A 24,837-nucleotide genomic window follows, 5' to 3' on the forward strand; every position below is an offset into this window, starting at 1 on the left:
AATCAGCTGCTAAAAAATAAGCGAAAACCCCAAGCATTCCGTGCGAGCAATATAAAAATGGATACTTCATTGTCCAACGGAACAAAAAAGAAAGCCACAAAAATTACACTAATTGGAATCAATAAATTGGATAAATAGAAACGCCTTAAATGGGAAATTCCATTTGGAGTAAATAATTTAGGCTGATAAAATACCTTAAAAACATTACTGCTTAATAAAAAGAAAAGTCCATATAAACTCAACGGAGCCAAAAAATCAAAAAGAATATACGGCACGTTATAATCACCAAGCATTAAAGGATGAGAAGTAAAAGGATAACAAACCTGAAAATACCTTCCGTTGTCCTTAAATGTCAAAAATAATCCTGTTAGCAAAGTAAAAACAGAATATAAGGCCAGAAAGAAATAAACAACAGCCAAAAATCGAGTAAAGTAAAATAGTATTTTTGATACAATATGAGTTGTCTTCATAAACTGAAAAGTTAAATTGATATTGCAAATGTATAATTAATTATCGTAAAACAATAATTAATTATTGAAAATTCTGCTTCTTAGCTCTTTTAAGAATATTATAATTCTATTAACATTAGAAAACAAAACGCATCCATATAAATGAGTTAATTTTGTATACTAGCATTTTTTTATATGAAAAACCCAATTTCGGTCTCTTTATTAGACCTAGCTATCATCACTCAGGATAGCAATGCCTCAGAAACATTTCAAAAAACAAAAGACATAGCGCAATTAGCAGATAATTTAGGATACAAGCGATTTTGGCTGGCCGAACATCACAATATGGCACATGTTGCTAGTACAGCAACAGTTGTTTTGATTGGTTATGTAGCAAGTCAGACAAAAAATATCCGTGTAGGTTCTGGCGGAATCATCGTCGCCGAATCACTCTCCTTTAGTAGTTGCCGAGCAATTCGGAACCCTTGAAACGCTTTATCCAAACCGAATCGATTTAGGTTTAGGAAGAGCACCGGGAACAGATCAGCCAACTGCAGAAGCAATTCGAAAAGATTTTTTTGAACAGGCACAGCGTTTTCCGCAAAATGTAAGCAAACTTCAAGAATATTTTTCTTCAGAAAATGAAACAGGAAAAGTACGTGCATTCCCAGCCGAAGGTTTAAAAGTCCCAATCTGGATTCTAGGATCAAGTATGGACAGCGCGACGATTAGCGGCGACTTACGGATTGCCTTATGCATTCGCAGGACACTTCGCACCAAAGCTGATGATTCAGGCATTTGAATTTTACCGCGAAAATTTCCAGCCTTCAGAATATTTAGACAAACCCAAAACAATGGCCTGTCTTAATATCATTGCGGCAGATACAAACGAAGAAGCAGAGCTATTATCTACAAGTTTACATCAAATGTTTCTGAACTTAATTAGAAACGACCGCAAAGGTTTACAGTCGCCCGTTCCATCATTAGATGACATTATGAACGAACAAGAACGTTTCCATGTAAACCAAATGACAGCAGGAACCTTTACAGGAAACAAAGAACAATTAATAACCGATTTGAAAAAGTTCATAGACTACGCCAGAATCGACGAGCTTATGGTAACAAGCCCAATCTTCGACCATCAGGCAAAACTAAAAAGCATTGAGATCACAAAAGAAGTAATCGACAGTTTAAATGAAAGTATACATATATAAGTATACATATATATAAAGAGTAGATTTCATTCACACAACCCGACAGGTTTTAAAACCTGTCGGGTTTACTTTTGTATTTACCTATATATACATATATATATATATATATGTATATATATATATATACATATAGAATTAATTTTAATTAAAATCCAATTTTCCGTAGAGACGCACAGCAGTGCGTCTTATGCAATACGCAGGTATTATTTAAAATCTGATTTGTTAATCTAACTTACTAAGACAAATGTAAAGTCATGTCAGGCTGAGCGAAGCGGAAGTTTTTAGAATTCAAATACCGTTTGTCAGGCTGAGCGAAGTCGAAGCCCGCGTCCCATATCCCACAATCCAAGAAAATTGGAATTTGGATTTTAAAAAATTGGATTTTATTTTTAATTCGGGGCTAGGGCAGTAGTTTTCAAAAGAAGGAAAGAGGAGATGAATATCAAAAAAGAGCCTTCAAGAATATAAAATTGACAAAATAGGCATTGTAAAAAGCAGTAAAAATATAATAATGGCACTCTAGTGAAGAAAAAACTTACAGCATAATGAAAAAATTAGTTTTGTAAATAATCAGTTATCAGAGTGTTAAGAAAAAAGCGTTTAAAACATGGAAAAAATATAAAAAAAAGGCTTGTAAATGTAAATAAAGGTGGTACTTTTGCACCCGCAACAACGACAAACGTTCACTGAAACACTGACAGGCATTGAATTTTAAACTGAAAAGTTTTTTCAAAAAAAGATTCAAAAAAGCTTGTGGGATTTGAAAACGGATGTTACATTTGCACCCCGCAAACAGGGAAAGTTCATTGAAAGATTGGTAAGGTTTAGAAGAAAAAAAGGAAAAGAAATTTTCTAAAAAAAAACTTCAAAAAACATTTGCCGGTTTGAAATAAGTTTTCTACTTTTGCACCCGCTTTGCAACACAAGCGAAATTGAAAAGAAGAACACGTTCGTAGACATATTGAATTGACAGCCGTCTCGTCGCAGGATGAGACAAAAGAATAAGAGTAATAGAATCGAGAGATTCGATAGGAACCGATAGAGAAAACATCGCATAATAATTAGTCTTGATTTATTTAAGACACACAATATACGATGAAGAGTTTGATCCTGGCTCAGGATGAACGCTAGCGGCAGGCTTAACACATGCAAGTCGAGGGGTATATTTCTTCGGAGATAGAGACCGGCGCACGGGTGCGTAACGCGTATGCAATCTGCCTTTCACAGAGGGATAGCCCAGAGAAATTTGGATTAATACCTCATAGCATTATAGGATGGCATCATTTTATAATTAAAGTCACAACGGTGAAAGATGAGCATGCGTCCCATTAGCTTGTTGGTAAGGTAACGGCTTACCAAGGCAACGATGGGTAGGGGTCCTGAGAGGGAGATCCCCCACACTGGTACTGAGACACGGACCAGACTCCTACGGGAGGCGGCAGTGAGGAATATTGGACAATGGGCGCAAGCCTGATCCAGCCATGCTGCGTGCAGGATGACGGTCCTATGGATTGTAAACTGCTTTTGTACGAGAAGAAACACTGATTCGTGAATCAGCTTGACGGTATCGTAAGAATAAGGATCGGCTAACTCCGTGCCAGCGTACGCGGTAATACGGAGGATCCAAGCGTTATCCGGAATCATTGGGTTTAAAGGGTCCGTAGGCGGTTTAGTAAGTCAGTGGTGAAAGCCCATCGCTCAACGGTGGAACGGCCATTGATACTGCTGAACTTGAATTATTAGGAAGTAACTAGAATATGTAGTGTAGCGGTGAAATGCTTAGAGATTACATGGAATACCAATTGCGAAGGCAGGTTACTACTAATTGATTGACGCTGATGGACGAAAGCGTGGGTAGCGAACAGGATTAGATACCCTGGTAGTCCACGCCGTAAACGATGGATACTAGCTGTTGGAAGCAATTTCAGTGGCTAAGCGAAAGTGATAAGTATCCCACCTGGGGAGTACGTTCGCAAGAATGAAACTCAAAGGAATTGACGGGGGCCCGCACAAGCGGTGGAGCATGTGGTTTAATTCGATGATACGCGAGGAACCTTACCAAGGCTTAAATGTAGATTGACCGGTTTGGAAACAGACTTTTCGCAAGACAATTTACAAGGTCTTGCATGGTTGTCGTCAGCTCGTGCCGTGAGGTGTCAGGTTAAGTCCTATAACGAGCGCAACCCCTGTTGTTAGTTGCCAGCGAGTCAAGTCGGGAACTCTAACAAGACTGCCAGTGCAAACTGTGAGGAAGGTGGGGATGACGTCAAATCATCACGGCCCTTACGCCTTGGGCTACACACGTGCTACAATGGCCGGTACAGAGAAGCGACCACTGGGCGACCAGGAGCGAATCTATAAAACCGGTCACAGTTCGGATCGGAGTCTGCAACTCGACTCCGTGAAGCTGGAATCGCTAGTAATCGGATATCAGCCATGATCCGGTGAATACGTTCCCGGGCCTTGTACACACCGCCCGTCAAGCCATGGAAGCTGGGGGTGCCTGAAGTCGGTGACCGCAAGGAGCTGCCTAGGGTAAAACTGGTAACTAGGGCTAAGTCGTAACAAGGTAGCCGTACCGGAAGGTGCGGCTGGAACACCTCCTTTCTAGAGCCCCATTTGTTAGCATTATTGCACGATGGGGAAAAAAGATGTCTATCTAAAGGAACTGAATCACAAGATTCAATTACTCTTGCTGTTAATTTAAAAAAAAATGAAAATTAAGTAAAACAGAGTCTCGTAGCTCAGCTGGTTAGAGTACTACACTGATAATGTAGGGGTCGGCAGTTCGAGTCTGCCCGGGACTACTATTTAACTTAAAAAAGGAAATTCTGGAAGTTGGGATTCGCCAAAAGAAATTAGAGAAGAATTAAGAAATCTAAAATCTGAATTCTACAATCTAAGATTGAAAAATGGGGGATTAGCTCAGCTGGCTAGAGCGCCTGCCTTGCACGCAGGAGGTCAACGGTTCGACTCCGTTATTCTCCACTATTCAAGTGAATAGTAAAGAGTAAAAGTAATTAGTCAAAAGCTGATCACTAATTACTAAGGACTAATCACTAGAAAAAAGTTCATTGACATATTGAGATAAGAAAATAATAAAAAGTAGAAAGCGTTTTTTGTTATAGTAGCAATACAACTAACAAAAGACAAAAAAAAACGGTCTTGATTAATTTTAAGGCTGGTACAATAAGCAAAATAAGGGCGTATGGGGGATGCCTAGGCTCTCAGAGGCGAAGAAAGGCGTGATAAGTCGCGAAAAGTCGCGGGGACGGGCACACACCGATTGATCCGCAGATACCTGAATGGGGCAACCCACTATGTTGAAGACATAGTACACCGATAGGTGGGCAAACCCGCTGAACTGAAACATCTAAGTAGGCGGAGGAGAAGAAAACAAAAGTGATTCCGTAAGTAGTGGCGAGCGAACGCGGATTAGCCCAAACCAGTGCTGTTACGGCAGTGCTGGGGTTGTAGGACCACGACATTTTATGCATGCAGAACCGGAAGTTACTGGAAAGTGACGCCATAGAGGGTGACAGCCCCGTACGGGTAATAAATGTAATAGATAGTGGTATCCTGAGTAGGGCGGGGCACGTGAAACCCTGTCTGAATTTGGCGGGACCATCCGCTAAGGCTAAATACTCCTGAGAGACCGATAGTGAACCAGTACCGTGAGGGAAAGGTGAAAAGAACCGTGAATAACGGAGTGAAATAGATCCTGAAACCATACGCTTACAAGCGGTCGGAGCCCTTTTGTGGGGTGACGGCGTGCCTTTTGCATAATGAGCCTACGAGTTAACGTTGCTGGCAAGGTTAAGTGGTTAAGCCACGGATCCGCGGCGAAAGCGAGTCTGAATAGGGCGCTTTAGTCAGTAGTGTTAGACGCGAAACCGTGTGATCTACCCATGGGCAGGTTGAAGCTGTGGTAACACACAGTGGAGGACCGAACCGGTTGACGTTGAAAAGTCTTCGGATGACCTGTGGGTAGGGGTGAAAGGCCAATCAAACTCGGAAATAGCTCGTACTCCCCGAAATGCATTTAGGTGCGGCGTTAGTTATAAAGTTATACAGAGGTAGAGCTACTGATTGGATGCGGGGGCTTCACCGCCTACCAATTCCTGACAAACTCCGAATGCTGTATAATGTTCACTAACAGTGAGGGCTTGGGTGCTAAGGTCCAAGTCCGAGAGGGAAAGAACCCAGACCATCAGCTAAGGTCCCCAAATATATGCTAAGTTGAAAGAACGAGGTTTGTCTGCCCAGACAGCTAGGATGTTGGCTTGGAAGCGACCATTCATTTAAAGAGTGCGTAACAGCTCACTAGTCGAGCGGACGAGCATGGATAATAATCGGGCATAAGCATATTACCGAAGCTATGGATTTAGAGATTACTCTAAGTGGTAGGGGAGCATTCTAACAGGGCAGAAGGTGTATCGTAAGGTATGCTGGACCGGTTAGAAAAGAAAATGTAGGCATAAGTAACGATAATGCGGGCGAGAAACCCGCACACCGAAAAACTAAGGTTTCCACAGCTATGCTAATCAGCTGTGGGTTAGTCTGGTCCTAAGGCGAACCCGAAAGGGACAGTCGATGGCTAACGGGTTAATATTCCCGTACTACTAATTACTGTGATGGGGTGACGGAGTGATGAAAGCGTCGCGAACTGACGGAATAGTTCGTTGAAGTACCTACCTATAAGATCTGCAGGCAAATCCACAGATTTTGGGGAAATACGATAGTACTCGGAGTCTTCGGACAAAGAGATAGTGCGCCTAAGGGCTTCCAAGAAAAACCTCTAAACTTCAGGTAATTAGTACCAGTACCGTAAACCGACACAGGTAGTTGAGGAGAGAATCCTAAGGTGCTCGAGAGATTCATGGCTAAGGAATTAGGCAAAATAGACCTGTAACTTCGGGAGAAAGGTCGCCCCGAGCAATCGGGTACGCAGTGAAGAGGTCCAGGCGACTGTTTATCAAAAACACAGGGCTCTGCAAAATCGTAAGATGAAGTATAGGGCCTGACACCTGCCCGGTGCTGGAAGGTTAAGAGGAGATGTTATCTTCGGAGAAGCATTGAATTGAAGCCCCAGTAAACGGCGGCCGTAACTATAACGGTCCTAAGGTAGCGAAATTCCTTGTCGGGTAAGTTCCGACCTGCACGAATGGTGTAACGATCTGGACACTGTCTCAGCCATGAGCTCGGTGAAATTGTAGTAACGGTGAAGATGCCGTTTACCCGCAGTGGGACGAAAAGACCCTGTGCACCTTTACTATAGCTTAGTATTGACTTTGGATAAATGATGTGTAGGATAGGTTGGAGACTATGAAGCGGCGTCGCCAGGCGTTGTGGAGTCATTGTTGAAATACAACCCTTTGTTTATCTGAAGCCTAACCCCGTTTAGCGGGGGACATTGCTTGGTGGGTAGTTTGACTGGGGTGGTCGCCTCCAAAAGAGTAACGGAGGCTTCTAAAGGTTCCCTCAGTACGCTTGGTAACCGTGCGTAGAGTGCAATGGCATAAGGGAGCTTGACTGAGAGACATACAGGTCGATCAGGTACGAAAGTAGAGCATAGTGATCCGGTGGTTCCGCATGGAAGGGCCATCGCTCAAAGGATAAAAGGTACGCCGGGGATAACAGGCTGATCTCCCCCAAGAGCTCATATCGACGGGGGGTTTGGCACCTCGATGTCGGCTCGTCACATCCTGGGGCTGGAGAAGGTCCCAAGGGTTGGGCTGTTCGCCCATTAAAGTGGCACGCGAGCTGGGTTCAGAACGTCGTAAGACAGTTCGGTCTCTATCTACTGCGGGCGTTAGAAATTTGAGTGGATCTGATTCTAGTACGAGAGGACCGAATTGGACAAACCTCTAGTGTATCTGTTGTCCCGCCAGGGGCACCGCAGAGTAGCTACGTTTGGAAGGGATAAGCGCTGAAAGCATATAAGCGCGAAACCCACCACAAGATGAGATTTCTTTTAAGGATCGTGGAAGATGACCACGTTGATAGGCTATAGATGTAAAGGCAGTAATGTCATAGTCGAGTAGTACTAATAATCCGTAAGCTTATGTACACCCTTTTCCAGCCCCCTAACCCCCGAAGGGGGAACAAAGGGGGCTGGGAGAAACTTTTCTAAAACTAAAATACTTTTCTTTATCTCAGTATGTTAAGATATTTGCCTGTCGCGGGCAGTAAGCAGTGAAAAGTAACTGGTAAAGAGTCTAAGGACTAATTACTGGGCACTAAGGACTAATTACTAAAAACCTTAAGGTGGTTATTGCGGCGGGGCTCACCTCTTCCCATCCCGAACAGAGTAGTTAAGCCCGCCTGCGCAGATGGTACTGCAGTTATGTGGGAGAGTATGTCGTCGCCTTTCTTTGAAAAACCCTATCCAAACCGGATAGGGTTTTTTGCTTTTATATGGGTTTTGTGAATAAACGAAATTTGCTTAAATTATTGATAATTCCTCAATCGTTAAATGGTTGTTATTTAATGATTTATGTGCTTTTAAATGACTAAAAATTTCTTAAATTAATTTGAATATAATTTTTCTTGATGTAAATTAGTATACTATACTTAAATAAATACATCATGAAAAATAGAATATTTTTAGCCATCGTATTGTTAAGTCTAACAATCTCGGCCAGCGCACAGAAGAAAATAGAAGTTACAGAACTGCCAAAACCAGCTCAGGAATTTTTAAAGAAACACTTTGGCAACACCGCTGTTGAAAGCGCCAAAAAAGACGCAGAACACGGAGAAAAAGGTTTTGAAGTAAAATTGAAAGACGGAACGGAAGTAGAATTTTGGAAAGACGGATCATACCGTGAAGTTGATGGTGGCGATACACCAATTCCAACCGCTTTTATTCCAGATAATATTAAGGCTTATGTCGCCAAAAATCATCCAAATGAAAAAATAACGCATATAGATTATGGACACAAAGATTTGGATGTTGACTTAACAAATGATATCGATTTGGAATTTACGAAAGACGGTAAGATTCTAAAAGATAAAAAGAATGATGTGAAAAAATAAATAAAGCTATTCTACAAATTAATTTTCCCGTTTATAGACCCCATTTATCTACTGGTCTATAAACGGGAAAATAGTTTATATTTACATTTCTATTATCTATTTCATGGAAGAAAATAAACACGTTACGATATACGATATTGCCGAAAGATTAAATTTGGCCACATCTACTATTTCGAGAGCTTTAAAAGATCATCACACCATTAGTGATAAAACGATAAAAAAAGTAAAAGAAACTGCGAAAGAAATGGGCTTTGTACCCAACACTTTAGCGACAGGTTTACGCGGAAACAAAACCAAAACGATTGGAGTTTTAATTCCAACCGTTACCCAGCCGTTTTTATCATCCTTAATCAGCGGCATCGAAATTACGGCTCAAAAGTCTGATTATACTGTCATTATTATGCAGTCGCACGACTCCTACGAAGAAGAGGTAAATATGGCTAAGTCCCTTTACAGCAATCGCGTAAGCGGCGTAATTTGTTCATTGGCTATGGAAACCAGAGATACAGCGCATTTTCATCAGTTTTCAAACAATAATATTCCGTTGGTTTTTGTCGACAGGGTTCCAAAAGATTATAATACTTTTCGTGTGGTAATCGACAATTATTCAGCTGGTTATAAAGCTACAAAACATCTTATTGAGCAAGGCTGTCTTCGCATTGCGCATTTAACCGCCGGATCTGAATTAGGTAATTTATACAATGAAAGAAAAAGAGGATATATAGAAGCGTTGAAAGATCATAATATTACCGTTGAAGAAGAATTGATTATTAATTTAAATTCGGTTACTTATGATGACGGTGTAAAAGCAAGCAATGCTTTATTTGATTTAAAACCAATGCCAGACGGATTGTTTGCTCCTGGAGATATTATTGCGGTTAGTGCTGTGCAGACGGCTAAAAAACGAGGTATAAAAGTACCAGAAGAATTAAAAGTTATAGGGTTTAATAACGACCCTATTTCGCAGATTATTGATCCCAACTTATCTACTATTACGCATCCCGCCGAAAAAATGGGAAAAGCGGCGACGGAAATTATTATCAAAAACTTGAAATCGTCTAAAAATGATGATGCCAAAGAAATTACTTTTTTAAATACAGAAGTACTGGCGAGGGAATCTACGCAGAAATAAACATTGCAAAATTCAAGATCTTTAATCTTGATTCTACCATACTAAAGCAGGATAGTTTTTTAAATTATCCTGCTTTTATTTGTTATAAAAATAAAATTAATGAAAAAAAATAGGATAAAATTTTTTTCTTAAACAACAATCCTATATTTTTACGCAACCGATTGCAATTATTGTTTTATTTTTAATAATGTATTTTTTAAATTAAAATATTATCAAATATACGTATTGAGAAGAAAAAATCTGAAATCGTAAAAAATAAACATTCAGAATAAACCCAAATTAAATGACTTCATTAAAATTTGTTTTCCTGTTATTTTTAATTTCCTTTTCGGCGTTAGCGCAAAAGGATTATAAATTATGGCTTCAGTATGATAAGATAGCTAATGATATAATTTCTTCAGAATATAAAAATAATATTCAGGGAATTGTTTCTTTTGGAAATTCTGAAACATCGAAAATTACTATAAAAGAACTGGAGAACGGAATTGTAAATATGCTCGGTAGTAAACCAGAAATCAATTCAGAAATTATTGGAGAAAATAATTTAATTATAGGCTCTCAAACTTCTCTAAATTCGGAATTACGAAAAATACTAAAAACGGATTTTGATAAGATAACTAATGAAGGTTTTATAATCAAAACAATTAATTTAAAAAATAAAAAGCAGATTATCATTTCGGGGAAAAATGATATTGCAGTTTTATATGGAGTTTTCAATTTTTTAAGATTAGTACAGACCCATAAATCAATCCAAAATCTAAATATATCTGATTCACCAAAAACAAATATTAGAATCTTAAACCATTGGGACAATCTCGATCGAACTGTGGAACGTGGTTATGCTGGATTCTCATTATGGAACTGGCAAAAATTACCTGATTTTATCGATGAACGCTATATTGATTACGCCAGAGCAAATGCATCAATAGGAATTAACGGAACAGTTTTGACCAATGTAAATGCAAATGCTCTTATTCTGACACCACAATATTTAGAGAAAGTAGAAGCACTCGCAAATGTTTTTAGACCTTACGGAATAAAAGTATATTTAACGGCAAGATTTTCAGCACCAATTGAAATTGGAAATCTAAAAACTGCCGATCCAAAAGATGCACAAGTTATAAAGTGGTGGAAAGACAAAGTCTGCTGAAATTTACAAACGAATTCCTGATTTTGGAGGATTTTTGGTGAAAGCCAATTCAGAGGGTCAGCCTGGGCCTCAAAATTATGGAAGAGATCATGTTGACGGTGCGAATATGCTGGCCGATGCAGTTGCTCCTTTTGGAGGCGTAATTATTTGGAGAGCTTTTGTATATTCTGAACATGATGCAAACGATCGGGCGAAACAGGCTTACGCGGAATTTCAGCCGTATGACGGAAAATTTAAACACAATGTAATCGTTCAGGTTAAAAACGGGGCAATCGATTTTCAGCCTAGAGAACCATTTCATCCGTTATTTGGTGCGATGCCCAAAACGCCTTTAATGATGGAATTTCAAATCACACAAGAATATTTAGGATTTAGTACACATTTGGTTTTTCTGCCCAAATTATTTCAGGAAGTTTTAGAATCAGATACTTATCAAAAAGGAAAAGGTTCAACTGTTGCTAAGGCAATTGACGGTACTTTATATCAAAATAAATTAACTGGAATCGCTGGAGTTTCTAACATAGGGAATGACTTGAACTGGACGGGACATCCTTTTACGCAGGCGAATTGGTACGGTTTCGGAAGATTGGCTTGGAATCCGTATTTAGATGCTGAAACTATTGCTGATGAATGGCTGAGATGTACTTTTTCTAACGATCAAAATTTCATAAAACCAGTTAAAAATATGATGATCGAATCACGTGAAGCAGTCGTAAATTATATGACACCGCTGGGTCTGCATCATATTATGGATACGGGACATCATTACGGCCCAGGACCTTGGGTTTCTGATTTGTCAAGGCCAGAATGGAATCCGACGTATTATCATAAAGCAGATAAAAATGGAATTGGTTTCGACAGATCAAAGTCGGGAACAAATGCTGTTTCGCAATATGCGCCAGAAGCGGCGAATTTATTTGATAATTTAGAAACCTGTCCAGAGAAAGATTTATTATGGTTTCATCATGTTTCATGGGATTATAAATTAAAAAACGGACTAACTTTATGGAACAGTCTTGCATTGAAATATCAAGAAGGCGTAAATCAAGTTGCTCAAATGCAGAATGTCTGGAATAAAGCTGAAAAATATGTTGACAACGAACGTTTTTACGAAGTGAAAATGTTACTCGAAATTCAGCAGAAAGAAGCAAAATGGTGGCGTGATGCCTGTTTATTATATTTTCAGCAATTTTCAGGAAAAGAACTTCCTGCAGGAGTCGAAAAACCAACACAAACTTTAGAGTATTTTAAATCATTAAAATTCCCATTTGCCCCGGGAAATTAGAATTATACAGCAAAATTATGAGTACAAAGACAGCAATTGTTACAGGAGGAAATTCAGGATTAGGTTATGCAACAGCAAAAAAACTATGCGATAACGGAATCAAAACGTATATAATTGGCCGGTCAAAAGACAAAACTGAAGAGGCTTGTCGTGAAATTGGGGAAAATGCAATTCCGATAATTTTTGACTTGAATGATTTGGAAGGAATTCCGGCAATGATTGAAAATTTAACCAAAGATAATTCAATAGATATCTTAGTAAACAACGCAGGAATCAATCTGAAAAAAGAAATTCCAGATGTAACGGATGCCGATTTTCTTTCGGTAATTCATACCAATCTTTTGAGTGTTTTTTCGGTGAGCAGAGAAGTGATCAAAAACATGAAAGAAAATGAAGGAGGAAGCATTGTCAATATCAGTTCTATGGCATCACAATACGGAATTCCAAAAGTAATTGCATATTCGGCAAGTAAAGGCGCAATCGAATCAATGACGCGCGCGATGGCTACAGAATTGGCTCCGTTTGGCATTCGTGTAAACTGTATTGCACCAGGATTTATAAAAACCAAAATGTCTCGTTGCGAGCATTAGATAATGATCCTGAAAGAAAAAATAAAGTATTAGGAAGAACACCAATGGGCTTTTTAGGAGAGCCATCTGACATTGCAGATGCTGTTTATTATTTCGCTCTAAACGAATCAAAATATACAACGGGAACAGTTTTGCCAGTTGATGGAGGAAATAGTATAGGTTTTTAATTGTGAAAATGCCACAAAGTTGCTAAGTCACAAAGTTCTATTTTAAAAACTTTGAAAGAAAACTTTGTGACTTAGCGACTTAGTGCAGAAAAAAAAAGTATGATAAAAATGAAGCAAACCATGCGATGGTTCGGTCCAAATGATAAGGTAAGTTTGGTCGATATTAAGCAGGCTGGAGCAACGGGAATTGTAACGGCTTTGCATCAAATTCCGGTTGGTGATGTCTGGACAATCGCGACTATAAAAGAAAGACAGCAGATTATTTGGAATCATGGTTTAGAATGGACCGTTGTTGAAAGTCTGCCAGTTCATGAAGAAATCAAACGCTCTTCAGGAAATTATTTGCAATACATCGAAAATTATAAAACTAGTTTACAAAATCTGGCAGAACGCGGTATCAAAATCATCACGTATAATTTTATGCCGATTTTAGACTGGGTGCGAACTAATCATAACTTTAGTAACGAAGACGGCAGTAAAGCGTTATTGTACAATCAGGATGCTTTTACTTTTTTTGATGTTTTTCTTTTAAAAAGACCAAATGCCGAAAATGATTATTCTGAAGATGCAAAACAAAAAGCTTTAAATTTTGGAAGTAAACTTTCGGAAGAAGAAAAAGCGTTACTGTTTAAAAATGTTTTATTGGGATTGCCAGGAAGTACGATCAATTTTACGGCAGAACAAATTTTGTCTTTATTAGATAATTACGCCAATATTGACAATGAAAAACTAAGAGAAAACCTGATTTATTTTTTATCAGAAGTTGTTCCTGCTTGCAGAAAAAGTCGGCGCAAAAATGGCCATTCATCCAGACGATCCTCCTTTTTCGGTTTTAGGACTACCAAGGATTGTTTCGACCGAAAAAGATATCAAAACTATTTTTGAAGCTGTGCCTTCAATTGCAAACGGGTTGTGTTATTGTACAGGATCTTTAGGTGCGAATCCTGATAATAATTTGGAAAAAATTATAGATGATTTTGGAGATAGGATTCACTTTTTACACCTTCGAAATACATTCCGCGAAAGCGAAACTATTTTTAGGGAATCGGAACATTTAAATGGTGATACTAAAATGGAAGTTATTGTTGAGAAATTATTAGTATTGATGAACAAAACAAAAATAAGTCTGCCAATGCGCCCAGATCACGGTTTTCTGCATTCGGTAGACGAAACGAAAGAAACGTATCCTGGATATTCTTTGGTAGGAAGATTAAAAGGTCTTGCTGAACTGCGAGGTTTAGAAATGGGGATTGCTTATAAATTGAATTTGTAATTCTAAAAGTTTATACTCAAATTCAGTATTTGAATATTGGTCATTCCCAAGGAACGAGGAATCAAAGAAGAATTCAATAAAGATTCACGACATTCTGTTTGGAGATTCTTGCGGAGATTTCTCCTTAGGTCGAAATGACAAGATTGAAAGCATCTATGAGCATACAATGTTTATTTAAGCAAGTGAAATGTCTTTTTTTGTAAGCAAAGAAAAACTATGTCTCTATGTGTTGCAAAAACTATTAACTATTAAACCAAAAAATACATGAAATTTATTAATCTTTATTTGCTGGCAGTGACTACAATACTGTTTGTAAATTGTTCTTCAAAGCAAGAAGTCACGACATTAAAAGATGCTTATAAAAATGATTTTTATATAGGTACAGCTTTAAGTGCAGATCAAATTGAAGAAAAAAATATCAAAGTCGATTCGCTAATTCAAAAAGAATTTAATGCTATTACGGCAGAAAATATAATGAAATCTATGTTCACGCATCCGCAAAAAGACAAATATGATTTTGCTTTATCGGATAAATTTGTGGCTTACGGCGAAAAGAATAAAATGTTCATTCATGGACATACTTTGATATGGCACAGCCAATTAGCGCCATGGATGGAAAAAATCGCTGACAGCACAGAAATGAAAGCTTTTATGAAAGATCATATCACGACAATTGTTTCAAAATACAAAGGAAGAATTAAGTCCTGGGATGTTGTAAATGAAGCTCTAAATGAAGACGGGACTTTACGAAAATCTGTTTTTTTGAATACGCTTGGAGAGCAATATTTAGTTGATGCTTTTAAACTCGCAGAAAAGGCAGATCCAAAAGCAGAATTGTATTACAACGACTATAATATTGAAGAACCTGCAAAAAGAGCAGGAGCAATCGCTTTAATCAAAAAAATAAAAGAGGCTGGAGGGAAAGTTGATGGCGTTGGTATTCAGGGACATTGGAGATTACAAAGTCCGTCATTAGAAGAAGTTGAAAAAAGCATTTTAGAATATTCGGCATTAGGAATTAAAGTTGCCTTTACAGAATTGGATATTACCGTTTTACCAAATCCGTGGGATTTAAAGGGCGCAGATGTAAATCAGAACTTTGAAGAAAGTGCGAAAATGAATCCGTATCCTAAAAAATTACCAGATTCTGTACAGACGCAGTTGGCGACACGTTATGCTTCCATTTTTAAACTGTTTTTAAAGCACAAAGACAAAATCAAGTCGCGTTACTTTTTGGGGAGTTTATGATAAACAATCATGGCTAAATGACTGGCCTATAAATGGGAGAACGAATTACCCAGTCGCCATTTGATGTTAATTTAGAACATAAACCAGCTTATGATAGTATTTTGAAGTTGAAAAAGACTGAAAAATAGGTAGTAAAATTAACTTTAGATTGAAAAATAATTAACAAGCGGTTGTTTTTGAAAATATTTCTGAAATAAAGTAAACTAAATTTGCGTAATATGTTTTTTTAGCTAAATTTACACAACCGATTGTTTTGAGTTTTATTTGCTTACCTGCAAGGTTTCTAAAACCTTGTAGGTATGATTGAGAAGTCGCATAAAAACAATTTAAACCTACAAGGTTTTAGAAACCTTGCAGGAATAAGAACTAACTAACCACAAAACCACAAATGACTAACATATCACAAAAATTATCCATCAAGGAAAAAATTGGCTACAGTTTAGGTGACCTTGCTTGCCAATTTAGTTTTTCAAACTTTGATGACATATCTGGCTTATTTCTATACTGATATTTATGGCCTCTCGCCAACAGATTCTTCTATAATCATGTTAGTTGTTGGTTTAATTGCGGCTTTTATTTTTAATCCAATTATTGGTGTTTTAGCAGATAGAACCAGTACCAAATGGGGAAAATTCAGACCTTGGATTCTGGCAACAGCAATTCCGCTTGGTGTGGTGGCATTATTGGCATTTTCAACTCCAGATTTTGCTTATAAAGGAAAAGTAATTTATGCAGTTGTAACTTATACATTATTACTGCTTTTTTATGCAGGAAATAATCTGCCGTATTCTGCTTTAAGCGGCGTCATTACTGGCGACATGTCAGAGAGAAACAGTATGTCATCGTACCGTTTTGTGGCCGTTATGTTTGCGCAATTTTTTGTTCAGGTTTTTATGCTTGGAATTATAAAAAGTGCTGGAAACGGCGATAAAGCAATTGGGATTGAAAAAGTTATGACGGTTCTGGCAATCATTGGCACCATTATGCTGTTGATAACATTTTTAACGACAAAAGAAAGAATCATTCCAAAACCAGAACAGAAGTCGAGTATAAAAGAAGATTTAAGCGATTTGGTTAAAAATAGACCTTGGGTTATTATGCTCACGCTTACGACTTTGGTTTTTATTACTTTGGCCATGAAAGGCGGTTCGTATGTGTATTATTTTGAAAACTATGTAAATAAAGATCAACTGGCTGTTTTTATTCAACCAATATTAGATACTTTATCGAAAATTGGTTTGAATCATTTTGGAAATGATCCCGTTTCAGCTGGATTTGGATTGTTTAATGCAGGTGGAATTATTTTTATGATTGTCGGAATTACATTGTCAAAAAATCTGGCCGATAAGTACGGAAAGCGAAATGTGTTCGGATTGTTTTTATTTATTTCGACACTGTTTATTGTTGCTTTTTATTTCTTTCCGCCAACTTCAATCAGCTTAATTTTTTTCTCCCAAATCTTGCACGGATTTTTCTACGGAATTACCATCCCAATTCTTTGGGCGATGATTGCAGATGTTGCTGATTATTCAGAATGGTTGAACAATCGTCGCGCAACAGCGATTATTTTCTCAGCCATGATGGTGGGTTTAAAAGCGGGATTAAGCATTGGCGGTGCTTTAACGACATTGTTTTTAGGATATTTTCATTACGCTCCAAACTCAGCTGTGCAGACAGAAACAGCCATTAGCGGAATCAGATTACTGGTCAGCATTTTTCCTGCCATTCCATTTTTAATTGGAGCGGGATTATTGTTTTTCTATAAAATCAATAAAGAAATGGAAGTGCAGATTGAAACTGACTTAAAACAAAGAAGAACTTAATTATTTTAAAAAATAAAGATCACTATGCCTGAAGATAGTATTGAACAAATTAATTTCGAGGAAATTAATGAACTGGCGATTTCAAAGCCATTAGTTTCTCACATATATACAGCCGATCCTTCGGCGCATGTATTTAATGGAAAAATTTACATTTATCCGTCGCACGACATTGACGCAGGAATTCCGTTTAATGACAACGGAGATCATTTCGGAATGGAAGATTATCACGTGTTTTCAATGGAAGATATTACATCAAAAGCCGTAGATAATGGTGTAGCACTTCATGTAAATGATGTTGCCTGGGCCGAAAAGCAAATGTGGGCGCCAGATGCGGCACATAAAAGCGGGAAGTATTATTTGTATTTTCCTGCTAAACGTGCCAATGGAATTTTCCAGATTGGTGTTGCTGTCAGCGATTCTCCTTCGGGGCCATTTATGCCCGAACCAGATGCGATAAAAGGAAGTTACAGTATTGATCCCGCGGTTTTTGAAGACGAAGACGGAAAGCATTATATTTATTTTGGAGGAATTTGGGGCGGACAGCTTCAGAAATATAGAAATAATAGATACGATCAGGATAATGAAGAGCCAGATGGAAATGAACCTGCCTTAGGGCCAATTGTGGCGCGACTTACTGATAATATGCTGGAGTTTGCCGAGGAACCAAAAGAAATTAAGATTGTGGATGAAAACGGAGAAGTTTTGCTTGCCGGCGATAATAATCGTCGTTTTTTTGAAGCTTCCTGGGTTCATAAATACAACGGGAAATACTATTTTTCATACTCAACTGGAGATACTCATTTTATTTGTTATGCGATTGGAGACAATCCGTATGGGCCGTTTACATATCAGGGGAGAATCTTGAATCCGGTTGTGGGCTGGACTTCGCACCATTCGATTTGTGAAGTTGAGAAAGAATGGTATTTGTTTTATCACGATTCAAGTTTATCAAAAGGAGTAACGCATTTAAGAAGTATGAAAGTAACCAAAATCGATTATCTCGAAGATGGTTCAATTGTAACGATTGATCCTTATGGAATAAGAAGATCGCTGGATTAAAACTTCAATTATCAATAAAAAATGTTTAAGCTAAGTCCCAGAGGCGCGATATGTTTTTTAAATGCCAAATAGATGTCGCTTCGCTAAAGCTTTAAAATTCGTGAATGATTGGTCTATAAATATTACGCTCCGCTGGAGTTTTAAAATTGATTTTTATATCTGATATAACCATTAGAGTTTTTGAAAACGGTTTGCGTGAGGGATAGCAGTGGAAAGCCCACAGCCTGACGAAGGAAGAGCGAGGACTTGCGGCGAATAGCCCGACCCCCTTTTTCGGCGGGACACGCCCAAAATTTGAAAATAGTAATTTTTAAAAATTAACAATTTTAATGTCAAAAAGAATTTTTTGTAAAAGAAATTTATCTACTTTAGCATAACAGAACGGAACAGAACGGTATGCTAAAAGAAGAAGAAAAATTTGAGTTTATAATTAATCATGACAGTGATATTCCGAAGTACCAGCGACTGGTTGACGGAATCACAAATTCGATTGCAGAAAATATTTTGCAAAAGGGAGATTTCGTCGCCATCTGTGAATGTGATCTGCAAAACATATCAGCTTTCTAGGGATACAGTTTTTAAGGCATATTCGATTCTAAAGGAGCAGAAAACAATCGATTCTGTACCCAATAAAGGCTATTATGTGGCAGGTGAAACGAGAAAAGTACTTTTGGTTTTAGATACTTTTAAAGCTTATAAAGAGGTTTTGTATCATTCGGTTGTAAATAATCTGCCAGATAATGTGATTATTGATGTGCAGTTTCATCACTATAATATTGATGTTTTTAAAACGATTATCAATAACGGAATCGGGAAGTACTATAAATATGTGGTTATGAATTTTGATCACAAGGCGATTGCTCCGGCTTTGTCGGCAATTTCAAATGATAAACTGCTTTTGATCGATTGGAATATTCAGGCGGATAAAACGCATAATTATGTTTTTCAGGATTTTGGAAAGGCATTTTATGATTCTTTGACACAGGCGGTTGATTTGTTTAAAAAGTATAAAAAGATAGATTTTATATATCCAGATTTTACGAATCACCCGTGGGAAACGGTTGAGTTTTTTAAGAAATTCTGTGGTGATTTTAATTTTAAATATGAAATTATTACAGATCCTAAAAAGTTTAATATCGAAAAAGAAATTGCTTACATCAGTGTGAGTGACAGGATTTTGGGATACTTTTTAGAGCAATGTAAAGAGAAGGATTTTGAGCCTGGAAAAGATGTTGGTTTTTTGTCGTATAACGAAACTCCAATGAAAAAATTTATATATAAAGGAATATCGGTTGTTTCAACTGATTTTAAAGAAATAGGAACCAAAGCGGCATTTATTACGCATGATGAAGATACTCAGTGTTATGTGCCAACAAATTTAATATTAAGAGAATCATTGTAAATTATGTATTATATCGGATATGATATTGGAAGTTCTTCTGTCAAGGCTGACCTTGGTAGAAGCCGAAACGGGCAAAAAAGTAATTGTTTTGAACGAGCCTCAAAACGAAATGGAAATTTTGTCTCTGCATTCAGACTGGGCAGAACAGGATCCTGAAATTTGGTGGCGGCACATTTGTACGGCTACAAAAAGAGCGATTAAAGAAGCTAATATCGATGCGTCTAAAATTCAGGGAATTGGTATTTCGTATCAAATGCACGGATTGGTGATTGTGGACAAAGCTGGAAATTCGCTTAGAAATTCGATCATTTGGTGCGACAGCCGTGCGGTTGAAATTGGAAATAAGGCTTTCTCAGAAATTGGAGAGCAAAAATGTATGGAGCATTTATTAAATTCTCCGGGAAATTTTACGGCTTCGAAATTGAAATGGGTGAAAGAAAATGAACCAGAAGTTTACAATAATATTGATAAATACATGCTTCCTGGAGATTATATCGCTTTGAAACTAACAGGCGAAGTAACAACAACCAAAAATGGTTTGTCTGAAGGAATGCTTTGGGATTATAAAGACAATAAAGTGGCCGACTGGCTTTTGGATTATTATGGAATTGACCAATCTTTGACGCCAAGAATTGTAGAAAACTTTACAAATCAAGGAATTGTTACAGAACAAGCTTCGGTCGCATCTGGACTTCCGGCAGGAATTCCAATTGTGTACAGAGCGGGAGATCAGCCTAATAATGCTTTGGCATTGAATGTGTTGAATCCGGGAGAAGTTGCGGCTACGGGCGGAACTTCGGGTGTATTTTATGCTGTAAGCGAATTGTCATCAGGAAAAAGTACGCGAGTAAACAATTTCGTTCACGTTAATTACGAATTGGAGACGCCTCGAATTGGTAAATTATTGAATATTAACGGAGCAGGAATTCAGTACAGATGGCTACGTAATAATATGGGTAACGAAAGTTATGAAGCAATGAATGAAAAAGCTTCGAATATTGAAGTGGGATCAGAAGGTGTGGTCGTAATTCCGTTTGGAAATGGAGCTGAGCGTATGTTCAACAACAAGAATATTGGAACTCATTTCTTGAACCTCAACTTAAATATTCACAACAGTGCACATTTGTTTAGAGCTTCTTTAGAAGGAATTGCTTTTTCGTTTGTGTACGGAATGGAATGTTTAAAAGATGATAATGCGACTATTAATGTTATTAGAGCAGGAAATGATAACCTTTTCCGTTCGGAGATTTTCTCTAATACCGTGGCGACTTTAATTGGTCACGAAATTGAAATTTACAATACGACGGGAGCAGTAGGCGCGGCGAGAGCAGTAGGCTTAAAAGATGGTGATTATAATAAATTTGGAGCTAATATTAGTGCCAACGATCATGTAATGACTTTTTTACCGCTGACAAACAAAGAGCCTTACGAGACGGCATATCAAAAATGGAAACAAGAGTTAGAATTAATATTAACAAATAAATAAAAGAACAAAATGATAGTTTTAGGAGATAAAGAATACTACAAAGGTATTGGTCAAATTAAATTTGAAGGAAAGGAATCTGATAATCCATTAGCATTTAAATATTACAATCCAGACCAAGTTGTAGCTGGAAAAACTATGCGTGAGCACTTTAAATTTGCTATTGCATACTGGCACACTTTCTGCGGACAAGGAAGTGATCCATTCGGACCAGGAACACAGCAATTTGCTTGGGATCAATCTACAGATGCGGTTCAAGCGACAAGAGACAAGGCTGATGCGACTTTTGAATTTATAAGCAAAATGGGATTCGATTATTTCTGTTTCCACGATTACGATTTGATCGCTGAAGGAGCAACTTTCGCAGAATCTGAAAAACGTCTGGCGACAATTACAGAATACTTAAAACAGAAAAAAGCGGAGTCTGGAATTAAATTACTTTGGGGAACTTCAAACTGTTTTTCAAATCCAAGATTTATGAACGGTGCGGCTACAAATCCTGATTTTAATGTAGTAGCAAGAGCCGGAGGACAAGTAAAATTAGCGCTTGACGCAACGATTGCATTAGGCGGAGAAAACTACGTATTCTGGGGTGGTAGAGAAGGTTATATGTCTTTACTAAACACAGATATGGGAAGAGAATTAGACCACATGGCGCAATTCTTGGCAATGTCTAGAGATTATGCAAGAGCTCAAGGTTTTAAAGGAACTTTCTTTATCGAGCCAAAACCAATGGAGCCGTCTAAACACCAATACGATTTTGACACTGCAACAGCAATTGGATTCTTAAAAGAATATGGTTTAGATAAAGATTTCAAAATCAATATCGAGGTAAACCACGCTACATTGGCACAACACACTTTCCAACACGAATTAGAAGTTGCTTGCAAAAGCAGGAATGTTAGGAAGTATCGATGCAAACAGAGGTGATTACCAAAACGGATGGGATACAGATCAGTTCCCAAATAATATCCAGGAAACTACTGAAGCTATGTTGGTTTTCTTAAAAGCTGGCGGATTACAAGGTGGCGGTGTAAACTTTGACGCAAAAATCAGAAGAAACTCTACAGATTTAGAAGATGTTTTCTTGGCGCACATTGGTGGTGCTGATACTTTTGCAAGGGCTTTATTGACTGCAGATAAAATTATTACTTCGTCTCCTTACGAAAAATTAAGAACAGAAAGATACAGCTCTTTTGATTCTGGAAAAGGTAAAGAATTCGAAAACGGAAAATTAAACCTTAAAGATTTATATGATATTGCAAACCAAAATGGAGAATTAACGCTTCAAAGTGGTAAACAAGAATTGTTTGAAAATATCATCAACCAATATATTTAATGGGTATTTTTTAGAAGATATGAGACCTAACAGGTTTTTAAAACCTGTTAGGTCTTTTTAAAAATATTTATTAAGACAGAATATCTGAAAGATTTATAATTTTTAAAATGACAGCTATAGAAAGTTAAATTGTTTTTAAAAGCTATTTTAATTTATTTCTTAAGATAAAATAAAAGAATGTGTATTTAAGATTATGAATTGTTTTTGAGATTTAAATTTGATGAAAATAGATGGAAGGTTTAGTTACTATTTTTTGATAATGAAAACCAAAATAAGTCAGTTTGATAAAATAATAAGTGAGTATTTTTTTATTGAAGGTTTTTTGAAGAGCGGAATCGATCAAAATGCACATTTTACTCACTGTACTTAGACGCACTGCAGTGCGTTTCTACAAATTGCTGGAATCTACACAGAATCTTTGTCAAAGTTAATTAAACACAATCTTGTCATTTCAAGGAACAAGAAACGACAAACTACACGATTATATTCAAAATAAACCACTATTTAATCAAACTATTTAAACCAAAAAACTATGAAATTTTTTATTGATACCGCTAATCTTCAAGATATTGAAGAAGCGCAGGCATTAGGCGTTTTAGACGGCGTAACAACCAATCCATCTTTAATGGCAAAAGAAGGAATTAGCGGAAAAGATAATATTCTAAAACATTATTTGAATATTTGTAATATCGTAGAGGGCGATGTTTCTGCCGAGGTAATTTCAACCGATTTTGACGGCATGATACGAGAAGGCGAGGAGCTTGTCGCACTTCATCCGCAGATTGTGGTGAAACTGCCTATGATTGGCGATGGCATAAAAGCTTGTAAATACTTTTCTTCTAAAGGAATTAAAACCAATGTAACTTTAGTATTTTCTGCTGGACAAGCTTTATTAGCGGCAAAAGCTGGAGCGACTTATGTTTCTCCATTTTTAGGACGTTTAGATGATGTTTCGACAGACGGAATGCATCTAATTGAAGAAATTAGAGAAATCTACGATAATTATAATTATCAAACACAAATATTATCTGCCTCAATAAGACATACTATGCATATTGTAAACTGTGCAAAAGTAGGGTCGGATGTAATGACGGGACCACTTTCGGCAATAAAAGGATTATTAAAACATCCGTTAACCGATATTGGTTTAAAACAATTTGTTGAAGATGCTAAAAAGATGAATCTTTAATAAATTCCATTTTTGTACAATTTTAAACTCCCTTTCAGTCATTTGAAACGGAGTTTTTTTAATTGAAACCGACTGATTATTTCTGGATTCATGTTTCTAAGAAAGAATAAAAAAATCTATTTCAAATTCTCCATCAGTGTTTTCAAAAAAGCAATAACAGCCTTTTTCTCATAGACTTCTTTCAAAGAAATCAGCATTGCGGTTCGTGTCATATTTTGTCCTTTTATCGGAATAGCGAATAAATCTTTTTCGTTTTCGACTGTTGTTTTGGTTAAGATCGTATGCCATTTTCCAGTTTTAATTAATTCAAGCAAAGTCGGAATATCGTTTATTTCAATTGTGACTTTTGGGTGAAGTTTGTCTTTTTCAAAAGCCTTATTAATAAACTGCGTGGTGCTAAAACCACTCGATGGCAATGCAAGCGGCAAGGAACTAACTTCTTTTAGAGAAATACTTTTTTTATGAATTAAAGGCGTTTCAGACGAAGTTACCAAAGCCATTGGAGAAGTAAATAATTCCCTGTATTTGAAATGAGCCTCGGAAGCGATTTCTTCAAAAGTCAAAATTACATCGAGTTCAAAATGATTCAGTTTTTGAATTAATTCCTGCGAAGTTCCAAATACAATTTCGAATTGAATTTTAGGATATTCTGAACTAAATACAATCAAAGCTTTTGTAACCACATGACGCAATGCATACGTAACACCAATTGCAATTTTTCCTGTTTCAAGATTATTCAGATCTTTTAAAAGTTCGAAACCGTCAGCGACTTTATTAACAGATTGCTGTGCGTAAACAGAAAATAAATCTCCCGCTTCTGTCAAACTGATTCGTTTACCAATTCTATTAAAAAGCGGTACTTGCAGTTCCTCTTCCAATTGTTTAATTTGTTGTGATAAAGTGCTTTGGCTAATATGTAATGCCGATCTTGCTTCGGTGAAATTCAATAATTCCTTTGCTTTAAGAAAATATTTGAGTTGTCTGAGTTCCATTTATAAA

11 protein-coding genes, 2 tRNA genes, 3 rRNA genes and 6 pseudogenes are annotated in these 24,837 nt (G+C 37.3%); 20 read left to right on the top strand and 2 right to left on the bottom strand.

Features of this window, described 5'->3' with window-relative positions; translation table 11 throughout:
- Nucleotides 1–2: 2 nt before the first annotated feature.
- The gene (locus ACZZ95_RS11170; RefSeq protein ID WP_463469063.1) at nucleotides 3–470 is read right to left on the bottom strand and encodes a DUF2975 domain-containing protein; all 468 of its coding nucleotides are present in this window, start codon (nucleotides 468–470) and stop codon (nucleotides 3–5) included.
- Between the two features lie 174 nt (nucleotides 471–644).
- Here ACZZ95_RS11170 and ACZZ95_RS11175 point away from each other — a divergent pair.
- The 20 genes and pseudogenes from ACZZ95_RS11175 (at nucleotide 645) to fsa (ending at nucleotide 23,838) form a co-directional block, all read left to right on the top strand.
- A pseudogene (locus tag ACZZ95_RS11175) lies at nucleotides 645–1,663 on the top strand (LLM class flavin-dependent oxidoreductase).
- A 1,092-nt stretch (nucleotides 1,664–2,755) separates the two neighbouring features.
- Nucleotides 2,756–4,270 (top strand): 16S ribosomal RNA (locus ACZZ95_RS11180).
- A gap of 126 nt (nucleotides 4,271–4,396) precedes the next feature.
- Nucleotides 4,397–4,470, top strand: a tRNA-Ile gene (locus ACZZ95_RS11185).
- A 107-nt stretch (nucleotides 4,471–4,577) separates the two neighbouring features.
- Nucleotides 4,578–4,651: transfer RNA gene (locus ACZZ95_RS11190), tRNA-Ala, on the top strand.
- Nucleotides 4,652–4,850: 199 nt separating this feature from the next.
- A 23S ribosomal RNA gene (locus tag ACZZ95_RS11195) occupies nucleotides 4,851–7,733 on the top strand.
- A 193-nt stretch (nucleotides 7,734–7,926) separates the two neighbouring features.
- Nucleotides 7,927–8,036: ribosomal RNA gene (rrf, locus tag ACZZ95_RS11200) — 5S ribosomal RNA — on the top strand.
- Together the 16S, 23S and 5S rRNA genes with 2 tRNA genes alongside form the textbook arrangement of a ribosomal RNA operon.
- A gap of 215 nt (nucleotides 8,037–8,251) precedes the next feature.
- Entirely contained in the window at nucleotides 8,252–8,698 is a 447-nt protein-coding gene (locus ACZZ95_RS11205) for a PepSY-like domain-containing protein (protein ID WP_463469064.1), read from the top strand.
- A 103-nt stretch (nucleotides 8,699–8,801) separates the two neighbouring features.
- A complete protein-coding gene (locus ACZZ95_RS11210; RefSeq protein ID WP_463469065.1) occupies nucleotides 8,802–9,830 on the top strand; it encodes a LacI family DNA-binding transcriptional regulator in 1,029 nt (342 codons plus the stop codon).
- 283 nt (nucleotides 9,831–10,113) lie between these two features.
- A pseudogene (locus tag ACZZ95_RS11215) lies at nucleotides 10,114–12,265 on the top strand (alpha-glucuronidase family glycosyl hydrolase).
- A 17-nt stretch (nucleotides 12,266–12,282) separates the two neighbouring features.
- The gene (locus ACZZ95_RS11220; protein WP_463469066.1) at nucleotides 12,283–12,855 is read left to right on the top strand and encodes an SDR family NAD(P)-dependent oxidoreductase; all 573 of its coding nucleotides are present in this window, start codon (nucleotides 12,283–12,285) and stop codon (nucleotides 12,853–12,855) included.
- Nucleotides 12,843–13,022 carry an SDR family oxidoreductase gene (locus tag ACZZ95_RS11225; RefSeq protein ID WP_463469067.1) on the top strand — a complete coding sequence of 60 codons (180 nt, stop codon included), beginning with the start codon at nucleotides 12,843–12,845 and terminating at the stop codon, nucleotides 13,020–13,022. Before ACZZ95_RS11220 ends, ACZZ95_RS11225 begins: the two co-directional genes overlap by 13 nt.
- 108 nt (nucleotides 13,023–13,130) lie before the next feature.
- Nucleotides 13,131–14,295, top strand: a pseudogene (gene uxuA, locus ACZZ95_RS11230) (mannonate dehydratase).
- Between the two features lie 264 nt (nucleotides 14,296–14,559).
- Entirely contained in the window at nucleotides 14,560–15,543 is a 984-nt protein-coding gene (locus tag ACZZ95_RS11235) for an endo-1,4-beta-xylanase (RefSeq protein ID WP_463469068.1), read from the top strand.
- Between the two features lie 388 nt (nucleotides 15,544–15,931).
- A pseudogene (locus ACZZ95_RS11240) lies at nucleotides 15,932–17,366 on the top strand (MFS transporter).
- A 24-nt stretch (nucleotides 17,367–17,390) separates the two neighbouring features.
- Nucleotides 17,391–18,425, top strand: coding sequence for a glycoside hydrolase family 43 protein (locus ACZZ95_RS11245; protein ID WP_463469069.1), 1,035 nt, complete (start codon nucleotides 17,391–17,393; stop codon nucleotides 18,423–18,425).
- A 396-nt stretch (nucleotides 18,426–18,821) separates the two neighbouring features.
- Nucleotides 18,822–18,992: a hypothetical protein gene (locus tag ACZZ95_RS11250; RefSeq protein ID WP_463469070.1), complete on the top strand. Its 171-nt coding sequence runs from the start codon at nucleotides 18,822–18,824 to the stop codon at nucleotides 18,990–18,992.
- Nucleotides 18,964–19,827: a GntR family transcriptional regulator gene (locus ACZZ95_RS11255; RefSeq protein ID WP_463469071.1), complete on the top strand. Its 864-nt coding sequence runs from the start codon at nucleotides 18,964–18,966 to the stop codon at nucleotides 19,825–19,827. Before ACZZ95_RS11250 ends, ACZZ95_RS11255 begins: the two co-directional genes overlap by 29 nt.
- 3 nt (nucleotides 19,828–19,830) lie before the next feature.
- A pseudogene (locus ACZZ95_RS11260) lies at nucleotides 19,831–21,313 on the top strand (xylulokinase).
- Nucleotides 21,314–21,322: 9 nt separating this feature from the next.
- Nucleotides 21,323–22,649: pseudogene (gene xylA, locus ACZZ95_RS11265) on the top strand (xylose isomerase).
- A 532-nt stretch (nucleotides 22,650–23,181) separates the two neighbouring features.
- On the top strand, nucleotides 23,182–23,838 hold the full coding sequence (gene fsa / locus ACZZ95_RS11270) for a fructose-6-phosphate aldolase (protein WP_463469072.1): 657 nt from the start codon (nucleotides 23,182–23,184) through the stop codon (nucleotides 23,836–23,838).
- A 116-nt stretch (nucleotides 23,839–23,954) separates the two neighbouring features.
- On the opposite strand, the gene ACZZ95_RS11275 is transcribed toward fsa, so the two are convergent.
- The gene (locus tag ACZZ95_RS11275) at nucleotides 23,955–24,830 is read right to left on the bottom strand and encodes a LysR substrate-binding domain-containing protein (protein ID WP_463469073.1); all 876 of its coding nucleotides are present in this window, start codon (nucleotides 24,828–24,830) and stop codon (nucleotides 23,955–23,957) included.
- Nucleotides 24,831–24,837 lie beyond the last annotated feature (7 nt).

The sequence above is a fragment of the Flavobacterium sp. AC267 genome (assembly GCF_979258715.1).

Bases quoted from the DNA above. Each gene is read 5' to 3' on its own strand.
- ACZZ95_RS11170 (WP_463469063.1), bottom strand. From the start codon at position 470: ATGAAGACAACTCATATTGTATCAAAAATACTATTTTACTTTACTCGA.
- ACZZ95_RS11205 (WP_463469064.1), top strand. From the start codon at position 8,252: ATGAAAAATAGAATATTTTTAGCCATCGTATTGTTAAGTCTAACAATC.
- ACZZ95_RS11210 (WP_463469065.1), top strand. From the start codon at position 8,802: ATGGAAGAAAATAAACACGTTACGATATACGATATTGCCGAAAGATTA.
- ACZZ95_RS11220 (WP_463469066.1), top strand. From the start codon at position 12,283: ATGAGTACAAAGACAGCAATTGTTACAGGAGGAAATTCAGGATTAGGT.
- ACZZ95_RS11235 (WP_463469068.1), top strand. From the start codon at position 14,560: ATGAAATTTATTAATCTTTATTTGCTGGCAGTGACTACAATACTGTTT.
- ACZZ95_RS11245 (WP_463469069.1), top strand. From the start codon at position 17,391: ATGCCTGAAGATAGTATTGAACAAATTAATTTCGAGGAAATTAATGAA.
- ACZZ95_RS11250 (WP_463469070.1), top strand. From the start codon at position 18,822: ATGCTAAAAGAAGAAGAAAAATTTGAGTTTATAATTAATCATGACAGT.
- fsa (WP_463469072.1), top strand. From the start codon at position 23,182: ATGAAATTTTTTATTGATACCGCTAATCTTCAAGATATTGAAGAAGCG.
- ACZZ95_RS11275 (WP_463469073.1), bottom strand. From the start codon at position 24,830: ATGGAACTCAGACAACTCAAATATTTTCTTAAAGCAAAGGAATTATTG.